This window comes from Hungatella sp. SL.1.14, from assembly GCF_024460495.1.
GTDB classification, from domain to species: Bacteria; Bacillota; Clostridia; order Lachnospirales; family Lachnospiraceae; genus Hungatella; species Hungatella hathewayi.
Genome location: NZ_JANFYJ010000033.1, coordinates 25,584 through 42,446, shown reverse-complemented (window position 1 = coordinate 42,446; position 16,863 = coordinate 25,584). Strand labels below are relative to the sequence as shown.

The 16,863-nt window shown below is 49.8% G+C and carries 17 protein-coding genes; 16 read left to right on the top strand and 1 reads right to left on the bottom strand.

Annotated features, from left to right (window positions below; genetic code table 11):
* Positions 1-264 precede the first annotated feature (264 nt).
* From NE473_RS26365 to NE473_RS26340, 6 genes are all read left to right on the top strand, one after another.
* On the top strand, positions 265-1,293 hold the full coding sequence (locus tag NE473_RS26365; RefSeq protein WP_055651038.1) for a zinc-dependent alcohol dehydrogenase: 1,029 nt from the start codon (positions 265-267) through the stop codon (positions 1,291-1,293).
* A 53-nt stretch (positions 1,294-1,346) separates the two neighbouring features.
* Positions 1,347-1,736, top strand: a complete 390-nt coding sequence (locus NE473_RS26360; RefSeq protein ID WP_055651018.1) for a VOC family protein — start codon at positions 1,347-1,349, stop codon at positions 1,734-1,736.
* A gap of 69 nt (positions 1,737-1,805) precedes the next feature.
* Complete coding sequence (locus NE473_RS26355) at positions 1,806-2,441, top strand: endonuclease III domain-containing protein (RefSeq protein WP_022030306.1); 636 nt, start codon at positions 1,806-1,808, stop codon at positions 2,439-2,441.
* A 25-nt stretch (positions 2,442-2,466) separates the two neighbouring features.
* Complete coding sequence (locus tag NE473_RS26350) at positions 2,467-3,336, top strand: LysR family transcriptional regulator (RefSeq protein ID WP_055651016.1); 870 nt, start codon at positions 2,467-2,469, stop codon at positions 3,334-3,336.
* A 168-nt stretch (positions 3,337-3,504) separates the two neighbouring features.
* Positions 3,505-5,499, top strand: coding sequence for an oxidoreductase (locus NE473_RS26345; protein WP_055651015.1), 1,995 nt, complete (start codon positions 3,505-3,507; stop codon positions 5,497-5,499).
* Positions 5,500-5,863: 364 nt separating this feature from the next.
* On the top strand, positions 5,864-6,736 hold the full coding sequence (locus NE473_RS26340; RefSeq protein WP_055651014.1) for an SPL family radical SAM protein: 873 nt from the start codon (positions 5,864-5,866) through the stop codon (positions 6,734-6,736).
* A 341-nt stretch (positions 6,737-7,077) separates the two neighbouring features.
* Here NE473_RS26340 and NE473_RS26330 read toward each other — a convergent pair whose 3' ends face one another.
* Positions 7,078-7,266, bottom strand: coding sequence for a hypothetical protein (locus NE473_RS26330; RefSeq protein WP_055651037.1), 189 nt, complete (start codon positions 7,264-7,266; stop codon positions 7,078-7,080).
* 292 nt (positions 7,267-7,558) lie between these two features.
* On the opposite strand from NE473_RS26330, the gene NE473_RS26325 reads away from it, so the two are divergent.
* From NE473_RS26325 to NE473_RS26280, 10 genes are all read left to right on the top strand, one after another.
* The gene (locus tag NE473_RS26325) at positions 7,559-8,287 is read left to right on the top strand and encodes a hypothetical protein (protein WP_055651012.1); all 729 of its coding nucleotides are present in this window, start codon (positions 7,559-7,561) and stop codon (positions 8,285-8,287) included.
* A complete protein-coding gene (locus NE473_RS26320; protein WP_055651011.1) occupies positions 8,284-9,123 on the top strand; it encodes a formamidopyrimidine-DNA glycosylase in 840 nt (279 codons plus the stop codon). Before NE473_RS26325 ends, NE473_RS26320 begins: the two co-directional genes overlap by 4 nt.
* The gene (locus tag NE473_RS26315) at positions 9,120-9,827 is read left to right on the top strand and encodes an aspartate/glutamate racemase family protein (RefSeq protein WP_006774812.1); all 708 of its coding nucleotides are present in this window, start codon (positions 9,120-9,122) and stop codon (positions 9,825-9,827) included. Before NE473_RS26320 ends, NE473_RS26315 begins: the two co-directional genes overlap by 4 nt.
* A 30-nt stretch (positions 9,828-9,857) precedes the next feature.
* Positions 9,858-11,594: a restriction endonuclease FokI C-terminal domain-containing protein gene (locus tag NE473_RS32905; RefSeq protein WP_055651036.1), complete on the top strand. Its 1,737-nt coding sequence runs from the start codon at positions 9,858-9,860 to the stop codon at positions 11,592-11,594.
* Positions 11,595-11,625: 31 nt separating this feature from the next.
* The gene (locus NE473_RS26305) at positions 11,626-12,294 is read left to right on the top strand and encodes a Crp/Fnr family transcriptional regulator (RefSeq protein ID WP_039892080.1); all 669 of its coding nucleotides are present in this window, start codon (positions 11,626-11,628) and stop codon (positions 12,292-12,294) included.
* A gap of 128 nt (positions 12,295-12,422) precedes the next feature.
* Entirely contained in the window at positions 12,423-12,734 is a 312-nt protein-coding gene (gene trxA, locus NE473_RS26300; protein WP_006774809.1) for a thioredoxin, read from the top strand.
* Between the two features lie 24 nt (positions 12,735-12,758).
* On the top strand, positions 12,759-13,115 hold the full coding sequence (locus tag NE473_RS26295; RefSeq protein ID WP_055651010.1) for an MGMT family protein: 357 nt from the start codon (positions 12,759-12,761) through the stop codon (positions 13,113-13,115).
* A 411-nt stretch (positions 13,116-13,526) separates the two neighbouring features.
* Entirely contained in the window at positions 13,527-14,939 is a 1,413-nt protein-coding gene (locus NE473_RS26290; RefSeq protein ID WP_055651009.1) for an ABC transporter substrate-binding protein, read from the top strand.
* A 102-nt stretch (positions 14,940-15,041) separates the two neighbouring features.
* Complete coding sequence (locus tag NE473_RS26285; RefSeq protein WP_006774794.1) at positions 15,042-16,016, top strand: carbohydrate ABC transporter permease; 975 nt, start codon at positions 15,042-15,044, stop codon at positions 16,014-16,016.
* A complete protein-coding gene (locus tag NE473_RS26280; protein ID WP_006774793.1) occupies positions 16,016-16,861 on the top strand; it encodes a carbohydrate ABC transporter permease in 846 nt (281 codons plus the stop codon). Before NE473_RS26285 ends, NE473_RS26280 begins: the two co-directional genes overlap by 1 nt.
* The last annotated feature ends 2 nt before the right edge of the window (positions 16,862-16,863 follow it).

The window sequence follows — 16,863 nt, the reverse complement described above, 5'->3', positions numbered from 1 at the left end:
GTAATGGCACAGGGGATTTATGCGTCTGTAAGTAATCGTTTAGACTATGAATATCCGCATCCTCGCAAAAGAAGAAGTGGGTCTGGACTGCTTTCTGTCCCGCGAGCCGGATTATGTTTATAAACAAATAGCAGAGTTAAGGTGACTTACAGGATTGACAATTTCCCCGGTTTATGCAATAATATAGATACTTTAATAAAAAGATATATAAAAGTATTTAAAACTATTCCACAAATCAAAATGTAGAAAGAGGGAACATGTATGATGCTGCAGCAGGTAATGACCGCTCCGGGGGAAATTGAGTTTCGGGAGGTGCCGGTTCCGGAGCCGGAAGAGAATCAGGTACTGGTTAAGATCAGAAAGATCGGCGTATGCGGATCGGACATCCATGTCTACCATGGCGAGCATCCGTTTACCAGCTATCCGGTCACCCAGGGACACGAAGTATCGGGGGAGATCGAGAAGCTCGGGAGCGGCGTAAAAGGATGGAAGGTGGGACAGAAGGTGACGATCCAGCCGCAGGTGGTCTGCGGAACATGTTATCCGTGCCGTCATGGCAAATACAATCTCTGCGAAAAACTGAAGGTAATGGGATTTCAGACAACCGGTGTGGCGTCCGATTACTTCGCTGTCGACGCGGCCAAGGTGACGCCGCTTCCGGAGGAGATGAGCTTTGATGAGGGCGCCATGATTGAGCCTCTGGCGGTGGCAGTTCACGCGGTGAAGCGTGCCGGAAATGTGGAAGGTGCGAAGATTGCGGTCCTGGGAGCCGGACCGATCGGAATCCTGGTAGCCCAGACGGCGAAGGGCCTGGGTGCGGAGAGCGTCATGATTACGGATGTCAGTGATTTGAGGCTGGAAAAGGCGAAGGAATGCGGCGCGGATTTCTGCATCAATACGAAGACAAAAAATTTCGGCGAGGCCATGGTGGAAAATTTCGGGCCGGATAAGGCTGACGTCATCTACGACTGTGCAGGCAATAATATTACGATGGGACAGGCCATTCAATATGCGCGCAAGGGAAGCACCATCATTCTGGTGGCTGTATTTGCGGGAACCGCTCAGATTGATCTGGCTGTCTTAAATGACCATGAGCTGGACTTGAATACCAGTATGATGTACCGCAATGAAGATTATCTCGATGCGATCCGTCTGGTAAAGGAGAAAAAAGTGGTGCTGGCGCCGCTGATCTCCAAACATTTCGCATTCAGGGACTATCTGGAGGCATACCGGTATATCGATGAGAACCGGGAGAGCACCATGAAGGTGATTATCAATGTGGCGGAATCGTAACGTGGAAGAATAATTGGAGCTGTGAATCATGATACAGGGGAGAGGAAAATAAAATGGCAGCACAGTACATAACGGGACTCCAGCATATTGGCATCCCGACGAATGATATAGAGAAGACGACGGCATTTTACCATGAACTGGGGTTTGAGACGGCATTTGAGACGGTAAATGAAGCGGCTGGGGAGAGAGTTGCTTTTTTGAAATGCGGAAGTCTTGTGATTGAGACGTACGAGAACCATCAGGCGGCGGAGAGGAACGGAGCGGTGGATCACGTGGCTCTCGATGTGACGGATATTGAAGCGGTATTTGCTGAGATCAAAGAAGCGGGATACCCCATGCTTGACGAGGAGATTCAGTTTCTGCCCTTCTGGGCCAATGGCGTCCGCTTTTTCACCATTCTGGGACCGAACCGGGAAAAGGTGGAGTTCAGCCAGATGCTGTAAACGCCGCACTGCCACTTGCCGTCTTCCCCAATCAGTGATAATATGATTACAGAACTGGAGGAGACGGCTATGACAAAAGAAAAGCTTGCGCTTGAAATCATCAGGCGCCTAAAAGAAGAATACCCTGACGTTGGTTGTACACTGGATTACGATGAGGCCTGGAAGCTCCTTGTGAGCGTGCGCCTGGCGGCCCAGTGTACCGATGCCAGGGTAAATGTGGTTGTACAGGATTTATATGCAGAGTATCCGGACGTGGAGGCGCTGGCAGGGGCCGAAGTGGAAGACATCGAAAAGATCGTGAAGCCCTGCGGCCTGGGGCACAGCAAGGCAAGGGATATCAGTGCATGCATGAAAATCTTAAAGGAACAGTATGACGGCAGAGTTCCCGACGATTTCGACGCACTCTTAAAGCTTCCCGGAGTGGGGAGAAAGAGTGCGAACCTGATTATGGGCGATGTGTTCGGCAAACCGGCCATCGTCACAGATACCCACTGTATCCGCCTGGTAAACCGTATGGGGCTGGTGGAGGATTTAAAGGACCCGAAAAAGGTGGAGATGGCTTTGTGGAAGCTGATTCCGCCGGAGGAGGGCAGTGATTTCTGTCACCGGCTCGTATTCCACGGCAGAGATGTCTGTACAGCCAGAACGAAGCCATTCTGTGAAAAATGCTGCCTGAAGGATATCTGCGCCCGTAACGGGGTATAGGGAAGGCGGCTTCCGGGAGAATGGTATGAATGTCAAGGATTTAAAAAGCTTTGAGGCGGTCTATGAGGAACGCGGCATCAACCAGGCGGCACAGAAGCTGTTTATCACGCCTCAGGGCCTGAGCCGTAATATTAAAATGCTGGAGAGCGAGCTGGATACGGTTCTCTTTGAGCGGACGAAACAGGGTGTGAGACCGACGGAGAGCGCAGAACTGCTCCATGAGAGGGCGGGTATCCTGATTCGGGAATTTGAGGAAATCCGCAACGGTATCCAGCAGCTGAAAAATGAAAAACGACTGCTCCGCATTGGCTGTGCCTGCGGAGTATTTAATGTACTTTCTTTTCCGGTGATTCAGAGATTTATCGATGAGAATCCTGAGATTTCCGTGGAATGGTGTGAGTACTCGAATCAGGAGGTGAAGGAGAGGCTGAAGGATTCCACCATCGAATACGGTTTCGTCGTTGGAGCGTGGAAGGAAGACGGCGTAAAAAACAGGCGCCTGGCCGGCTGCAGAGTCTGCCTTCTGGTTTACGAGGGCCACCCCTTCTATGATCTGGAAGAGGTCACCATTGATATGGTCCGCGGCGAAAAGCTGATCCTGATGAACGAGTACTTTCATATGTACCACGATTTTCTGGAGGCCTGCGAGGTCAGGGGCTTTAAGCCGCTGATTGCTGCCAAAACCGCAGATGCAAACTTTCAGTACCAGCTGTGCAGGCAGATGACAGGGCTTGCTGTGGTGCCTGATTTTGCTGCAGAGCATTTCCGCATGGACCACATGAGGGCCATTCCTTTTCGGGAGCGGCTGAAATGGGAAGTGTACGGCGTTTATAAGGAGAGTAACGGCTGCTATTCGGTGATTCGGGCGCTGGAGGATTTTCTGCAGAGCCAGTAGAGCGTTGCATATCAAGCACACAATTCACCGAAATTTACGCAATGCTGTACTGGTCTGCGGATTTGCCGGAAGAATAAAAAAAGTATTGACAGCCGTCAAGCGATTGTTGATAGCGCCTGTCCTGTACGGAATGGTATCATATTGTTATAAAAATAACAGGAGGGTGCCATGAAGTACAAGAATCTGTTTACACCGGTCAAAATAGGATCGGTCACATTGAAAAACCGTTTTGCCCTGGCTCCCATGGGGCCATTGGGACTGGCTGATGCCGAGGGCGGATTTAATCAGAGGGGAATCGATTATTATACGGAACGTGCGAAGGGCGGAACAGGCCTGATCATTACGGGAGTAACCTTTTCAGACTGTGAGGTTGAGACCCAGAGTATGCCAAACTGCCCCAATTCCACGTACAATCCCGTTCATTTTATCCGGACGTCGAAGGAGATGACAGAGCGGGTTCACGCCTATGGGAGCAAGATATTTCTTATGATGTCGGCCGGCTTTGGAAGAGTGACGATCCCTACCAATCTGGGAGAGTTTCCTCCGGTTGCACCATCTGCGATTCCACACCGGTGGCTGGATAAGATCTGCCGGCCGCTTACGAAGGAGGAGATCCACAGCATTGTAAAATCCTTTGGAGACGGAGCGTACCATGCAAAACGGGGCGGTTTTGACGGTGTGGAAATTCACGCGGTTCACGAGGGTTATCTGCTGGATCAGTTTGCCATTTCCATGTTCAATCAACGGACTGACGAGTATGGAGGTACACTGGAAAACAGGCTGCGGTTCGCGCGTGAAGTGGTAGAAGAGATCAAGTCCAGGTGCGGACAGGATTTTCCTGTGGTGCTGCGTTTCAGCTTAAAGAGCATGATAAAGGACTGGCGGGAAGGCGCTTTGCCGGGAGAAACGTTTGAGGAGAAGGGCCGCGATATCGAGGAAGGTCTGGAGACTGCGAAGCTGCTGGTGCAGTATGGTTATGACGCGCTGGATACCGACGTGGGAACGTATGATGCATGGTGGTGGAACCATCCGCCGATGTATCAGAAAAAGGGGCTTTACCGTCCGTACTGCAGGCTGGTGAAAGAGGCCGTGGATGTCCCGGTGCTGTGTGCAGGCCGTATGGACAATCCGGAGATGGCTTCCGAGGCCGTGGAGGCCGGCGAGTGCGATATTGTAAGCCTTGGCCGCCCGCTTCTGGCTGATCCCGACTATGTAAATAAGCTGAGGGCCGGAACCTGTGAACAGATCCGCCCGTGCATCTCCTGTCAGGAAGGCTGTATGGGCCGTGTCCAGGAGTATTCCATGATTAACTGTGCGGTGAACCCACAGGCGGCCAGGGAGCGTGTGACCGCCTATGAACCTGTCTTAAAGAGCAGGCGGGTGATGGTCGTGGGCGGCGGTGCGGCAGGCTGTGAGGCCGCAAGAGTGCTGGCGGTGAGAGGCCATAAGCCGGAGCTGTTCGAAAAAGGCGGCAGGCTGGGAGGCAACTTAATTCCCGGCGGAGTTCCTGACTTTAAGGAAGACGATCTTGCGCTGGCTCACTGGTATGAGGTCCAGCTTCAGACTCTGAAGGTTCCGGTTCATTTCAATACGTGTGTGGACCGGGAGATGGTCCTGGCGGGAAATTACGACGCTGTGATCCTCGCCACCGGTTCCAGACCGAAGGTGTTTTCTCTGGGAGACGACGAGCGGGTATTTCCGGCAGCAGAGGTTCTGACAGGGGAAAAAGACTGCGGGGATACCACCGTGGTGATAGGCGGCGGTCTGGTCGGCTGTGAAACTGCGCTCTGGCTGGCAGAACAGGGGAAGCGCGTAACGATCGTGGAGGCGCTGGACCGGCTGATGGCGGTCAATGGTCCCTTGTGTCATGCCAATAAAGACATGCTGGAGCGCCTGATTCCTTACCGTGGAGTGAAAACTGTTACTTCCGCCAGTGTTACCGGATACCGTAACGGAATTCTGAGTCTTGTCTGCGGCGATGAAGAGAGGGAGATTGCCTGCGACAGCGTGATTCTTGCAGTGGGGTATCAGGAGGAGGACTCTCTGTACCGCCAGCTGGAGTTTGACGTGCCGGAACTGTATCTGCTGGGAGATGCAAGGAAGGTTTCCAATATTATGTATGCGATATGGGATGCGTTTGAGGTGGCAAACCATATTGGCTGAGGAGTGGATGAATAACGACCGTTTATTCCGGCGAGCGGCGGATCAGGTATGATACCCGATCAAGTGGGGCAGGCTCTGCCTGCGGGGCGTTTCACCCTTATGGCATCGGAGCAGGACATACAGCAGAACGATACGATATCCTCTGCTGCGTCCTGTTCCGATGCCGTTTTTCTGTGCAAAAATAATTAGTCGGCGAACAGCGGGGAAATGAATAAACATGACATACAGATGACGTGATTAGTGTGGTATTGTAGTTACAGTTCGATTATATTCGAAATGGAAATGAAAAAGGAATCGGAGTCGGATTTGTATTGCAATGATGTGATATGACTTGAAATGTAAGCGGATCCCGGGAGGAAACTATATGCATGAAAAACAGGTAAAGTTGATTCTCTCTGCACAGAACGGCATGAATCTTTACAGAGGCTGCACGCACGGATGCATTTACTGCGATGCCAGAAGCACCTGTTATCAGATGGATCATGCGTTTGAGGATATTGAAGTAAAGACCAACGCTGCAGAACTGTTGGAGAAGGCGCTTAAGAGCAAACGAAAGAAGTGTATGATTGGAACAGGCGCCATGAGCGACCCCTATTTACATCTGGAAAAGCGGCTCTGTCTTACGAGGCGGAGCCTGGAACTGATTGACTACTATGGATTTGGCCTGTCCATCCAGACGAAATCGGATTTAATCCTGCGCGACCTGGATTTATTAAAAAGTATCAACCGGAAGACGAAGTGTGTGGTATCCATGACGCTTACGACGTATGATGAAGAGCTTTGCCGGATCATCGAGCCGAATGTCTGCACAACCGGACGCAGAGCGGAGGTACTGCGGATTCTTAAGGAGGAGGGAATTCCAACCATTGTCTGGCTGTCTCCGATTCTTCCATTTATAAACGATACAGAGGAGAACATACGCGGCATTCTGTCATACTGCCGTGACGCGTCGGTGTACGGGGTGATGCTCTTTGGCATCGGCGTGACGCTGCGGGATGGGGACAGGCAGTATTTCTATGCGCAGCTGGATAAGCATTTTCCGGCGATGAAGGAGCGCTATATCCGTACCTATGGAAACAGTTACGAGATCCCGTCGCCGGATACCAGACATCTGCTCTCCCTGGTGAAAGAAGAATGCCGGAAAATGGGAATGGTCTGCAGCAGCAATCGGCTGTTTGAGTATATGCATACCTTTGAGGATAAACAGGCGGGAGTTCAGATGTCGTTGTTTGAGTGAGGAAAGAGGGCGAGAGCCTGGGGCTTTAGCGGGCTGCTTGTTTATAAGGATAAGGAGGTACGATTTCATAGTGTACATCAAAACATAATGATCCATTTATAAGCCGCTACTTTTTCCGGTTTCTCCATAAGTATTCGATAAAATTGACAAAGAAGAACAGTAAGAAAAAGATTACTTCAGGTATGAAGGTTATCTCATAAGGATTGTTGGATATGAATCCATAAATGACACAAAGCAGAGTGAAGCAAACCGACATTACAAGTGCTTTTAATAATGCAGGCAGTACGTATTGTTTCACAAAAATCTCCTCTTAATATAATGCAAATGATTTTCTGGTTATGTTATTCTTTTTCTTTGAATTTCTTAATGACAGTTCCTGTGATCACTCCAATAATCGTTCCAAATAATAAGCCATAACACATAGTTATGCCTGCTCTTCCGTGTGACAGGCCAGCCGCACCGCCGATGGTAAGGCCGATTGTCATACCGGAACACATACATGTAATAACTGCGAGATTGTTTTTGTCCATTGTCCTTCCCTTCCGAATCCGTTTTGCTAAGCCCTTTTTTGCTAAGGTTTTATTTGCCTGATATGAAAGAATGATGTTATGGACAGTGTATAATATTACACGAAGCCTGTCAATCCGGAGCGGCCATAATCCAACATGCATTTCAGGTTTGGCGGACATGCATGCCGGAACCGTTACAGATACGGATCGAAACCTTTCATGAGGACTTTCGCGAATTTCGTGTTTATGATAGAATATAAAAATACATAGAGTTAAACAACAAGGCAGCCAATAAGAAAAGGAGGTGAGGCAGATGAACGCGGCTTACAAGGAAGCCTACCTTCACTATCGGGAATCCTTCTCATCCATATTCAATGAAGAACACAGAGAAGAGCAGAAGGGGACACCGGAAACAGCGGCTTTAGACGATGGTTTCTCTTTGCGCTCCCGATATTATACAGGAACGTTAAAGGGGAATATCCACGCGGTGATCCATGATCTTGTGGGAGAGGACGGAACCGTTCTGTTAAGCTGGACGAATCTGGATGATGACGGAGATTTCTGCCGGCTGATTCACCACCGGAATGGGAAGAGGTATCTGGTATTCCGGGAGGATTTATACGGATGCAGTATTTTCTGTGTGGAGACGGGAGCGGTGTTCCGCTATCTGCCGGCATGCGTCTGGCCGGATAAACAGGAAGGGTTTCAGGAGAGTTTTATCTGGACAGATGCAGTGTATGACAGAGAATCCGGCCTTCTGGCGGTGACAGGCTGTTTCTGGGCCTGCCCAAATGATGTCATGATTCTCGACTTTGAGGATCCTTTTACAGAGCCGGAGGGAATCAATGGCCACGAGCTAATGGATCGGGAGTATGATCTTTACGACGATATCGAGTTTTCCGATTTTCAAAATGGGGAAATACTTTTAAAAGCATATAACACCAGAGATGAGAAACAGGAGATTCTGGCTTACGATATTAAATATTTAAAGCGACTGCTGAAGGAACGGCTTAAGGCTGTCAGAATGGAGGATGCGCGATGATTGAACTGCCGGAGGCCATAAATCTGGCAAAACAGATGAGAGAGACAGTGAGAGGAAAGACGGTATCAGCGGTATATCCCCCTTCCTCACCCCACAAATTCTGCTGGTTTAACCATGAACCGGAGGAGTATCAGTCGCTTCTGGCCGGTCATACGGTGACGGGCGCGGCCGGTTTTGGTATCTTTTCGGAACTGGAATTCGACGGCGGCGTCAGGCTGGGGTTTAATGACGGAGTAAATCCCCGTTTTATCCGGAAGGAAGAGGTCCGGCCGAAGAAATACCAGCTTCTCCTGGAATTTACGGATGGGTCCGCGATTGGATTTACAGTGGCCATGTATGGCAGTATTTCCTGCCATTCGGGCGATTATGATAACGAGTATTACAGAAAGAGTATCGAGAGTATTTCTCCTCTGACAGAGGAATTTGATGAAAAGTACTTTAAAGAGCTGCTTGCTTCTGTGAAACCGGCGATGAGCGCCAAGGCGTTTCTGGCTGCGGAGCAGCGGATACCGGGGCTTGGCAACGGCTGCCTTCAGGATATTCTGTTTCAGGCGGGAATCCATCCGAAACGCAAGGTTTTAACCCTTTCAGACTGTGAACAAAATGTTCTGTGGAAACAGGTAAGGATGGTACTTCAAGCCATGACGGAACAGGGCGGGCGCGACACCGAAAAAGATCTCTTTGGAAATCCAGGGGGCTACCAGACGCTGATGTCAAAGAATACAGTGGCTTCCGGCTGTCCTGCATGCGGCGGAGGGATTATAAAGGAAACTTATCTGGGCGGGGCGGTCTATTACTGTCCGTCGTGCCAGAAAATGGAGGAAGAGAAGAGATGAAGACAATCGGCCTGATCGGCGGTATGAGTTGGGAAAGCACGGTTACTTATTATCAGGTTATCAATGAGGCGGTGAAAGAAAGGCTGGGAGGTCTCCACTCCGCCAGATGCATTCTTTACAGCGTGGATTTTCAGGAGATCGAAGAGTGCCAGGCCGCGGGAGAATGGGAGAAAAGCGGAAAAATACTGGGAGAGGCGGCCGAAAGCCTGCAGAAGGCGGGGGCTGATTTTATTGTAATCTGCACGAATACCATGCACAAGGTTGTACCTCAGATTCAGAGTAAGATCCATATTCCTATCCTGCATATTGCGGAGGCGGCTGCTCTGCGGCTGAAGGCAGAGAGAATGGACCGTGTGGGACTTTTGGGAACGAAATATACCATGACTCAGGATTTCTACAAGGGAAAACTGGCAGAGTACGGCGTGGAGGTGCTCATTCCGGAGGCGTCGGAGATCGAAACCGTGAACCGGGTGATCTACGGGGAACTGTGCAGGGGGATCCTGTCAGAGACATCAAAAGAGGCATATTTAACAATCATCGCCCATTTAAAAGAGAGAGGCGCCCAGGGGGTGATCCTTGGCTGTACAGAGATCGGTCTTCTGGTAAAGAGCGGGGACACGGATGTGCCGCTGTTTGATACGGCCCTGATCCATGCGGAGAAGGCGGCGGAACTCTCGGTTGTGGGTGATACAGACGAAAGATGAGAGACATAAGAGGAAAGGGAGGTGTTCCGGGTGGCTGTCAGAACATTTGGCTGGGTACAGGAGGCCTATAAGCTGGACAATCTAAAAAATGTGGTATCGGTCTTTGTGCCGGGGTCTCCCGTTAACAGACGGTTAATAGAGGACAAACTGGTCCGGCTTATTTCAGATGAAGATGGCAAAGCGGAGTTTATAGAGGAACTGGAGGCGGATCCGGTCATCGTGCCGTACGCCCATCTGAAAGGAAAAGGGACACCGAAGGGATACACGAGAAGTAATGCACCGTGTTCGGGGATCATACAGGCGGTACTGCCCGGGCAGAGAAAAGAGTACCAGAGCGACTGGCCGGCGGATTCATTTCTGCGCTGGGCGGTCAGCATCGGATTTTTGAACTATGACAGAAATACCGATACCTGTTCGCTGTCCGGTCTGGGGCGTTCCTATGCGGAGGCGGAAGCTGGGAGCAAAGAAGAGGAGGATGCGCTCACAACGGCATTTCTGTCGTATCCGCCGGTCTGCCGGGTGCTTTCGCTGCTGGCATCGGGCGCCCATCTGACAAAATTTGAAATAGGAGCCAAACTGGGCTTTATCGGTGAGGCCGGTTTTACCTCGATTCCGCAGCATATGATCCTGCAGGGGCTTTCCGAAACGGCGGAGGAGAACCGGGCAAAGCTTCTTCAGGATACAGAGGGAACCAGTGATAAATACGTCCGAACCATCTGCAGCTGGCTGAAACAGATGGGCTGGGTGGAACAGGCGGCGAAGACGGCGGCAGAGGATGCCGGAACCAGGCGGTATGAGGGAACCATTCCCCAGTCCTACCGGCTTACGTTAAAGGGGAGAACCGTATTTAAGCATACCACCGGCGTCTCGAAATTTGCCCGGATACCGAAGCGGGTGATGTGGGATATGCTGGCAACGAAGGCGGCGGACCGGGATTACTTAAGGAACCGGAGGACCCATATTATCCAGTATCTGCTGAAGGATTATCGTTCGCCGGAGCAGGTGAAAGCCTATCTGGAGATGGTGGGACTGGAAGAGACGGTGGAGACTATTAAAGATGATATCTGTGGTTTTGAGAATATCGGCTTAAATGTGAAGCGTACCGGAAAGACGTATAAGATCATGGACGATATCGTAGGCCTGGAGATTCCGGCAGATGACGCGGGGCGGATTTCCGTAAAATCCGATATGGCTGTCGTAAAAGACAGCGTCAGAGAGCGGCTGGCCCATGTAAGTCACGAGTATCTGCTTTTGATTGATCTGGGCTTCGATGGCACATCAGACCGCGACTATGAGATTCAGACGGCGGAGCTTCTCACCAGGGAACTGGATTTTCTGGGAGGCAGACTGGGAGATACCAGGAAGCCGGATGTCTGTATTTATTATGGAAAAGACGGCATGATTATCGACAATAAGGCGTATGGAAAAGGATATTCCCTTCCGATCAAGCAGGCGGACGAGATGTACCGCTATTTGGAGGAAAATAAGGAGCGGAACGAGAAGATCAATCCGAACCGCTGGTGGAAGGTATTTGATGAAGGCGTGACCGATTACCGGTTTGCTTTTGTGTCAGGGTCCTTTACCGGGGGCTTTAAGGATCGTCTGGAAAATATCCACATGCGCTCCGGACTCTGCGGCGGCGCGATAGACTCCGTGACACTTCTGCTGCTGGCAGAAGAATTAAAGGCGGGCCGTATGGAGTATTCCGAATTTTTCCGCCTGTTCGACTGTAACGACGAGGTCACTTTTCAATCAATTGTGATATAATGGTTAGTGGAAGTAGAAGGAGGGAATGTTCATGGAGTTGGGAGAATACCTTCCATTTTGGAAAAAACTGACGGAAGCGGAGCAGAGGACACTGGCAGGAAGCGTGCAGAGGCGCCGGTTTGAGAAAGGGCAGGTGCTTCACCACGGATCGGATGAATGCACCGGGCTGATTCTGACGCTGAATGGACAGCTGCGGGTCTATACCATATCGGATGAGGGCAAGGAGTTGACACTGTACCGGCTGCTGGAACGGGATTTATGTATATTTTCAGCGCCCTGCATGGTAAAGAGCATCCTGTTCGATGTAATCGTGGAAGCAGAGCAGGACACGGAGATTCTTCATATCCCGGTCGATGTCTACAGGGATCTGATGGATAACAGCGCGGCAGTGGCTAATTATACCAATGAGCTGATGGCGGAGCGCTTTTCCGATGTAATGTGGCTGATGGATCAGGTATTGAACAAAAAGATCGACAGCCGCCTTGCTGCGTTTCTGCTGGAGGAAAGCGGACTTGATGATAGCCGGAAGCTTTCCATCACTCACGACCAGATCGCCCGCCACATGGGGACGGCCAGGGAGGTTATCACCCGGATGCTGAAGGCATTTCAGGCAGACGGCCTGGTTAAGCTGAATCGGGGAGGAATCGAACTGCTGAACGAGAAGAGGCTTACGGAGCTGGCGGCGGACAGTTTGCGGTAGGCGGGGGCAGCCGGAAAAATCTCCGTATGCCGCCGTACAGAATTACGTGTGTAACAAAGTCACTGTAAAGCAGATCATTTTCGTGTATTCTAATATCATCAATCAATGAAAAAAGGAGTACAAATAAAATGTCTGTATTTTCAATCACAAATAATAATTATCATGAGGAAGTCGTTGCTTCCGGAAAGCCGGTGCTTCTCGATTTCTGGGCGCCTTGGTGCGGACCGTGTAAAAAGCTTTCCCCTGTTGTGGATAAAATTGCCGAGGAAAATCCCCATATTAAGGTGGGAAAGGTCAATGTGGAAGAGCAGAGGGAGCTGGCTGAGAAGTTTCATATTATGAGTATACCGGCGCTGGTCTTAATGAAGGAAGGGAAGGCGGTTGCATCCTCTGTGGGTGTGAAGCCCCAGGCCGCCATCGAGAAGATGCTGAACTCATGATAAACTCATGATGGAAGAGGTACCATGGACTTTTATGAACGTGTCAGATTTGTCATGAATCATATTCCATATGGAAAAGCAGCCACCTATGGCCAGATCGCCCTGTTATGCGGAAAACCCGGGAATTCAAGGCAGGTGGGATATGCACTGAACCGCCGCCTGGGCGGAGCGGATTTGCCGGCCCACCGTGTGGTAAACGCCTCCGGATATCTAAGCGGAGCGGCTTCCTTCCGGACTCCGGATACACAGAAGAAGCTGATGGAGGCAGAGGGAGTGGCCGTAAATGACGAAAACCGGGTGGATTTAAAGCGGTTTGGGTGGCATCATACGCTGGAGGACGCACTGGAATTCAGGGAGTGGTTTGAGAAGAACGGGATTTGACGGTGCGCAATAGAAGCGATGATTGATACATGGTTACAGCAAGGTATTTGAAAAGGACTCAAAAAGCATTTTTTGTTTTTTGAGTCCTTTTTGTGTTCTGATTTTTGCACTGATAACCATTCATTTATTGCTGTTTCGTATCTGTCAAAAAATAAACAAATATCAGGAAAAATAAAAAAATCACGGATTAATTTCAAATCCATCTTCTGGTGAAAGTATAAATGCATAAAATAATAAGAATAACTCACGTAATATTATTGAAAGTTACAAAAACACATCGCAATTTATGTAGCATGAAAAGCAAGATGTGTAGAGAAAATCCTCATTTACATATGGTAAAATAAAGCTACCAAAAACGTTGCAGGTCTTGAGCGAATGGGCCTGCGAATCAAGATCAAAGGAGGATTTACAATGAAAAAAATGATCGCTGGGTTGTTATGTGGCTGTATAATCGCGGCTTCCCTTACGGGCTGCGGGAAAGCACCTGCTTCCGATGGTGGAGCGGCAGAAAAGCCTGCTGCTGCGGAGACAGAAAAAACTGCGGATAAAGCCGGAGCTTCCTCCGATTCCAAGGTAATCAATGTCTGGTCCTTTACCGATGAAGTGCCAAAGATGATTGAGAAGTACAAAGAACTGCATCCTGATTTTGATTATGAGATTAAAACGACAATTATCGCAACTACCGATGGTGCGTATCAGCCGGCACTGGATCAGGCGCTGGCAGCCGGAGGCAGCGATGCGCCGGATATCTACTGTGCGGAAGCCGCATTCGTGCTGAAATATACGCAGGGTGATGCCAGCCGTTATGCAGCACCGTATGAAGATCTGGGACTTGACGCCGACGGAAAGATCAAATCCTCTGAGATTGCACAGTATGCAGTCGATATCGGAACGAATACCGACGGTAAGGTAGTTGCATTAGGCTACCAGGCAACCGGCGGAGCGTTTATCTATCGCCGCTCCATCGCCATGGACACCTGGGGAACCGATGATCCGAAGGAAGTCGGAGCAAAGCTTGGCGCAGGAACCAACGACTGGACACAGTTCTTTAACGCGGCAGAGGATTTGAAGGGCAAAGGCTACGGTATCGTATCCGGTGACGGAGATATCTGGCATGCAGTGGAAAACAGCTCAGATAAAGGCTGGATTGTAGATGGGAAATTAAACATCGATCCAAAGAGAGAAGCATTCCTTGATTTATCCAAGAAATTAAAAGATAACGGCTATCACAATGACACGCAGGACTGGCAGGATGCCTGGTTTGCCGATATGAAGGGAGAAGGTGCAAAGCCGATTCTCGGCTTCTTCGGACCGGCCTGGCTGATCAACTATACCATGGCGCCCAACTGCGGCGGTACAGCAGTCGGCGAAGGCACCTTTGGTGACTGGGCTGTCTGTGATTCCCCAATCGGTTTCTTCTGGGGCGGCACCTGGGTACTGGCGAACAAGGACACGAAGGTAAAAGATGCGGTTGCAGATATTATTGACTGGATCACTCTGGATGACTCAGAAGACAGCCTTCAGTACATGTGGGCAAATGGAACAATGAACGACGCCGGAACAAAAGATGCGGTGGCTTCCGGTACGGTTATGAGCAAATCTGACGGTTCCGTAGATTTCCTGGGCGGTCAGAACATGTTTGACGTCTTCGTTCCGGCCAACAAGTTTGCCAACGGTACAAACTTAACCCAGTACGATGAGACCATTAACAATTACTGGCGCGGCCAGGTACGTGAATATACTGCCGGCAATAAGAGCAGAGAACAGGCAATCACAGACTTTAAACAGCAGGTGGCCGATAATCTGGATATTATTGTGGAGTAAGCGGCGGGGCGTTGTATCAGAAATACAGCACCCGATATCGAACACCATCATGGGGAGGACGGCAGTTTCTGTCCTCCCTGATTTTACAGGGAGGTAATAACGATGAAACGCAAACGATTGAGATATGCGAAATGGGGCTACATATTCTGTGCTCCGTTTGTACTGGGATTTCTGATCTTTTCCCTGTATCCCATTATCTTTACCGGGGTGATCGGATTTACGGATTTTAAGGGAATGGGAGCCGTGGATTTTAACTTTCTGGAAGATCCGTTTCAGAACTTTAAAACGGTGCTTACCAATCCTTCATTTAAAAAAGCGTTCGGCAACACCATTCACATATGGCTGTTTAATTTTGTTCCCCAGATTGGCCTGGCCCTTCTGCTGACTGCGTGGTTTACGGATAAGCGGTACCATATAAAGGGGGAAGGACTGTTTAAAGTTCTGTTTTATATGCCGAATATTATCACGGCGGCAACCATTGCAATCCTGTTTAACGCTCTCTTAGGCTACCCGATGGGACCGGTCAATGATATCTTTATGCGTCTGGGAATATCGAAGGAGCCCATTAACTTTCTGGTTGATAAATCGGTGGCCCGCGGGACGGTGGAATTTATCCAGTTCTGGATGTGGTACGGATACACCATGATAATTCTGGTCTCCGGCGTCATGGGGATCAATCCGGAGCTGTTTGAATCCGCAGAGGTGGATGGAGCAAACCGGATCCAGACATTTTTCTATATCACCATTCCGAATTTAAAGACGATTCTGCTGTTTACACTGGTTACCAGTTTAATTGGCGGCCTGCAGATGTTCGATATCCCGAAGCTGTTTCTGATGGGCGGACCGGACAATGCCACGCTTACCACCAGCGTCTTTATCTATAATCAGGCATTCAGCGGCAGTTATATGTATAACCGCGCCGCAGCAGCCAGTATGATAATGTTTATCATCATCTGCGCGGCTTCAGCCGTCCTGTTTTTCCTGATGCGGGATAAGGATGAAGCGCTTCTGAATAAGCAGAAGCGCAGACAGGAGAAGGAATACAGAAAAGCGTTAAAAGAAGGGAGGAAAAGCTGATGAAATATAAGAAACGTACGTCGACCGCGTTAAAAATTGTCATTTACGTTGTCTGCATCTGCCTCGCCATACTGAGTATCCTTCCTTTCTGGATCATGATCGTCAATGCCACGCGTTCGACGACACAGATTCAGCAGCATGCCATCTCCATGATTCCCTCCGGCTATATGATGCGCAACTTATCCATCCTGTTAGGCAAAAGCTTTAATCCGATGGTGGGCTTTATGAACTCGCTGATTATCTCGGCATGTTCTACAGGCATCGCGGTGTACTTTTCCACAATGACGGCCTACGGGCTGGTGGTATATGACTGGCGTCTGCGCAGACCGTTTTTCAGTTTTATCATGGCAGTCATGATGATTCCGGCCCAGGTGACGATGATCGGTTTTTACCAGATGGTGTACCGGATCCATATGACGAATCAGCTGTCGATGCTGATCCTGCCAGCGCTCGCCTCACCGGCCATGGTATTCTTTATGAGACAGTACATGATGCCGGCGCTGTCCCTGGAGATCGTACAGGCGGCCCGTATCGATGGAGCAGGAGAGTTCTTTATTTTCAATAAGATCGCTCTGCCGATCATGAAACCGGCGATTGCCACGCAGGCCATATTCAGCTTTGTATCCAGCTGGAACAACTTATTCACACCGCTGGTTCTTCTCACCAACAAGGAGAAATATACGATGCCCATTATGGTAAGTCTTCTGCGGGGCGATATCTACAAGACGGAATACGGCTCAGTCTATTTAGGCCTGGCACTCACTGTGCTTCCGCTTATCATCGTGTATCTGCTGCTGTCAAAGTATATCATTGCAGGTGTGGCACTGGGCGGTGTAAAGGGATAGTA

Bases quoted from the DNA above. Each gene is read 5' to 3' on its own strand.
- NE473_RS26365 (WP_055651038.1), top strand. From the start codon at position 265: ATGCTGCAGCAGGTAATGACCGCTCCGGGGGAAATTGAGTTTCGGGAG.
- NE473_RS26360 (WP_055651018.1), top strand. From the start codon at position 1,347: ATGGCAGCACAGTACATAACGGGACTCCAGCATATTGGCATCCCGACG.
- NE473_RS26355 (WP_022030306.1), top strand. From the start codon at position 1,806: ATGACAAAAGAAAAGCTTGCGCTTGAAATCATCAGGCGCCTAAAAGAA.
- NE473_RS26350 (WP_055651016.1), top strand. From the start codon at position 2,467: ATGAATGTCAAGGATTTAAAAAGCTTTGAGGCGGTCTATGAGGAACGC.
- NE473_RS26345 (WP_055651015.1), top strand. From the start codon at position 3,505: ATGAAGTACAAGAATCTGTTTACACCGGTCAAAATAGGATCGGTCACA.
- NE473_RS26340 (WP_055651014.1), top strand. From the start codon at position 5,864: ATGCATGAAAAACAGGTAAAGTTGATTCTCTCTGCACAGAACGGCATG.
- NE473_RS26330 (WP_055651037.1), bottom strand. From the start codon at position 7,266: ATGGACAAAAACAATCTCGCAGTTATTACATGTATGTGTTCCGGTATG.
- NE473_RS26325 (WP_055651012.1), top strand. From the start codon at position 7,559: ATGAACGCGGCTTACAAGGAAGCCTACCTTCACTATCGGGAATCCTTC.
- NE473_RS26320 (WP_055651011.1), top strand. From the start codon at position 8,284: ATGATTGAACTGCCGGAGGCCATAAATCTGGCAAAACAGATGAGAGAG.
- NE473_RS26315 (WP_006774812.1), top strand. From the start codon at position 9,120: ATGAAGACAATCGGCCTGATCGGCGGTATGAGTTGGGAAAGCACGGTT.
- NE473_RS26305 (WP_039892080.1), top strand. From the start codon at position 11,626: ATGGAGTTGGGAGAATACCTTCCATTTTGGAAAAAACTGACGGAAGCG.
- trxA (WP_006774809.1), top strand. From the start codon at position 12,423: ATGTCTGTATTTTCAATCACAAATAATAATTATCATGAGGAAGTCGTT.
- NE473_RS26295 (WP_055651010.1), top strand. From the start codon at position 12,759: ATGGACTTTTATGAACGTGTCAGATTTGTCATGAATCATATTCCATAT.
- NE473_RS26290 (WP_055651009.1), top strand. From the start codon at position 13,527: ATGAAAAAAATGATCGCTGGGTTGTTATGTGGCTGTATAATCGCGGCT.
- NE473_RS26285 (WP_006774794.1), top strand. From the start codon at position 15,042: ATGAAACGCAAACGATTGAGATATGCGAAATGGGGCTACATATTCTGT.
- NE473_RS26280 (WP_006774793.1), top strand. From the start codon at position 16,016: ATGAAATATAAGAAACGTACGTCGACCGCGTTAAAAATTGTCATTTAC.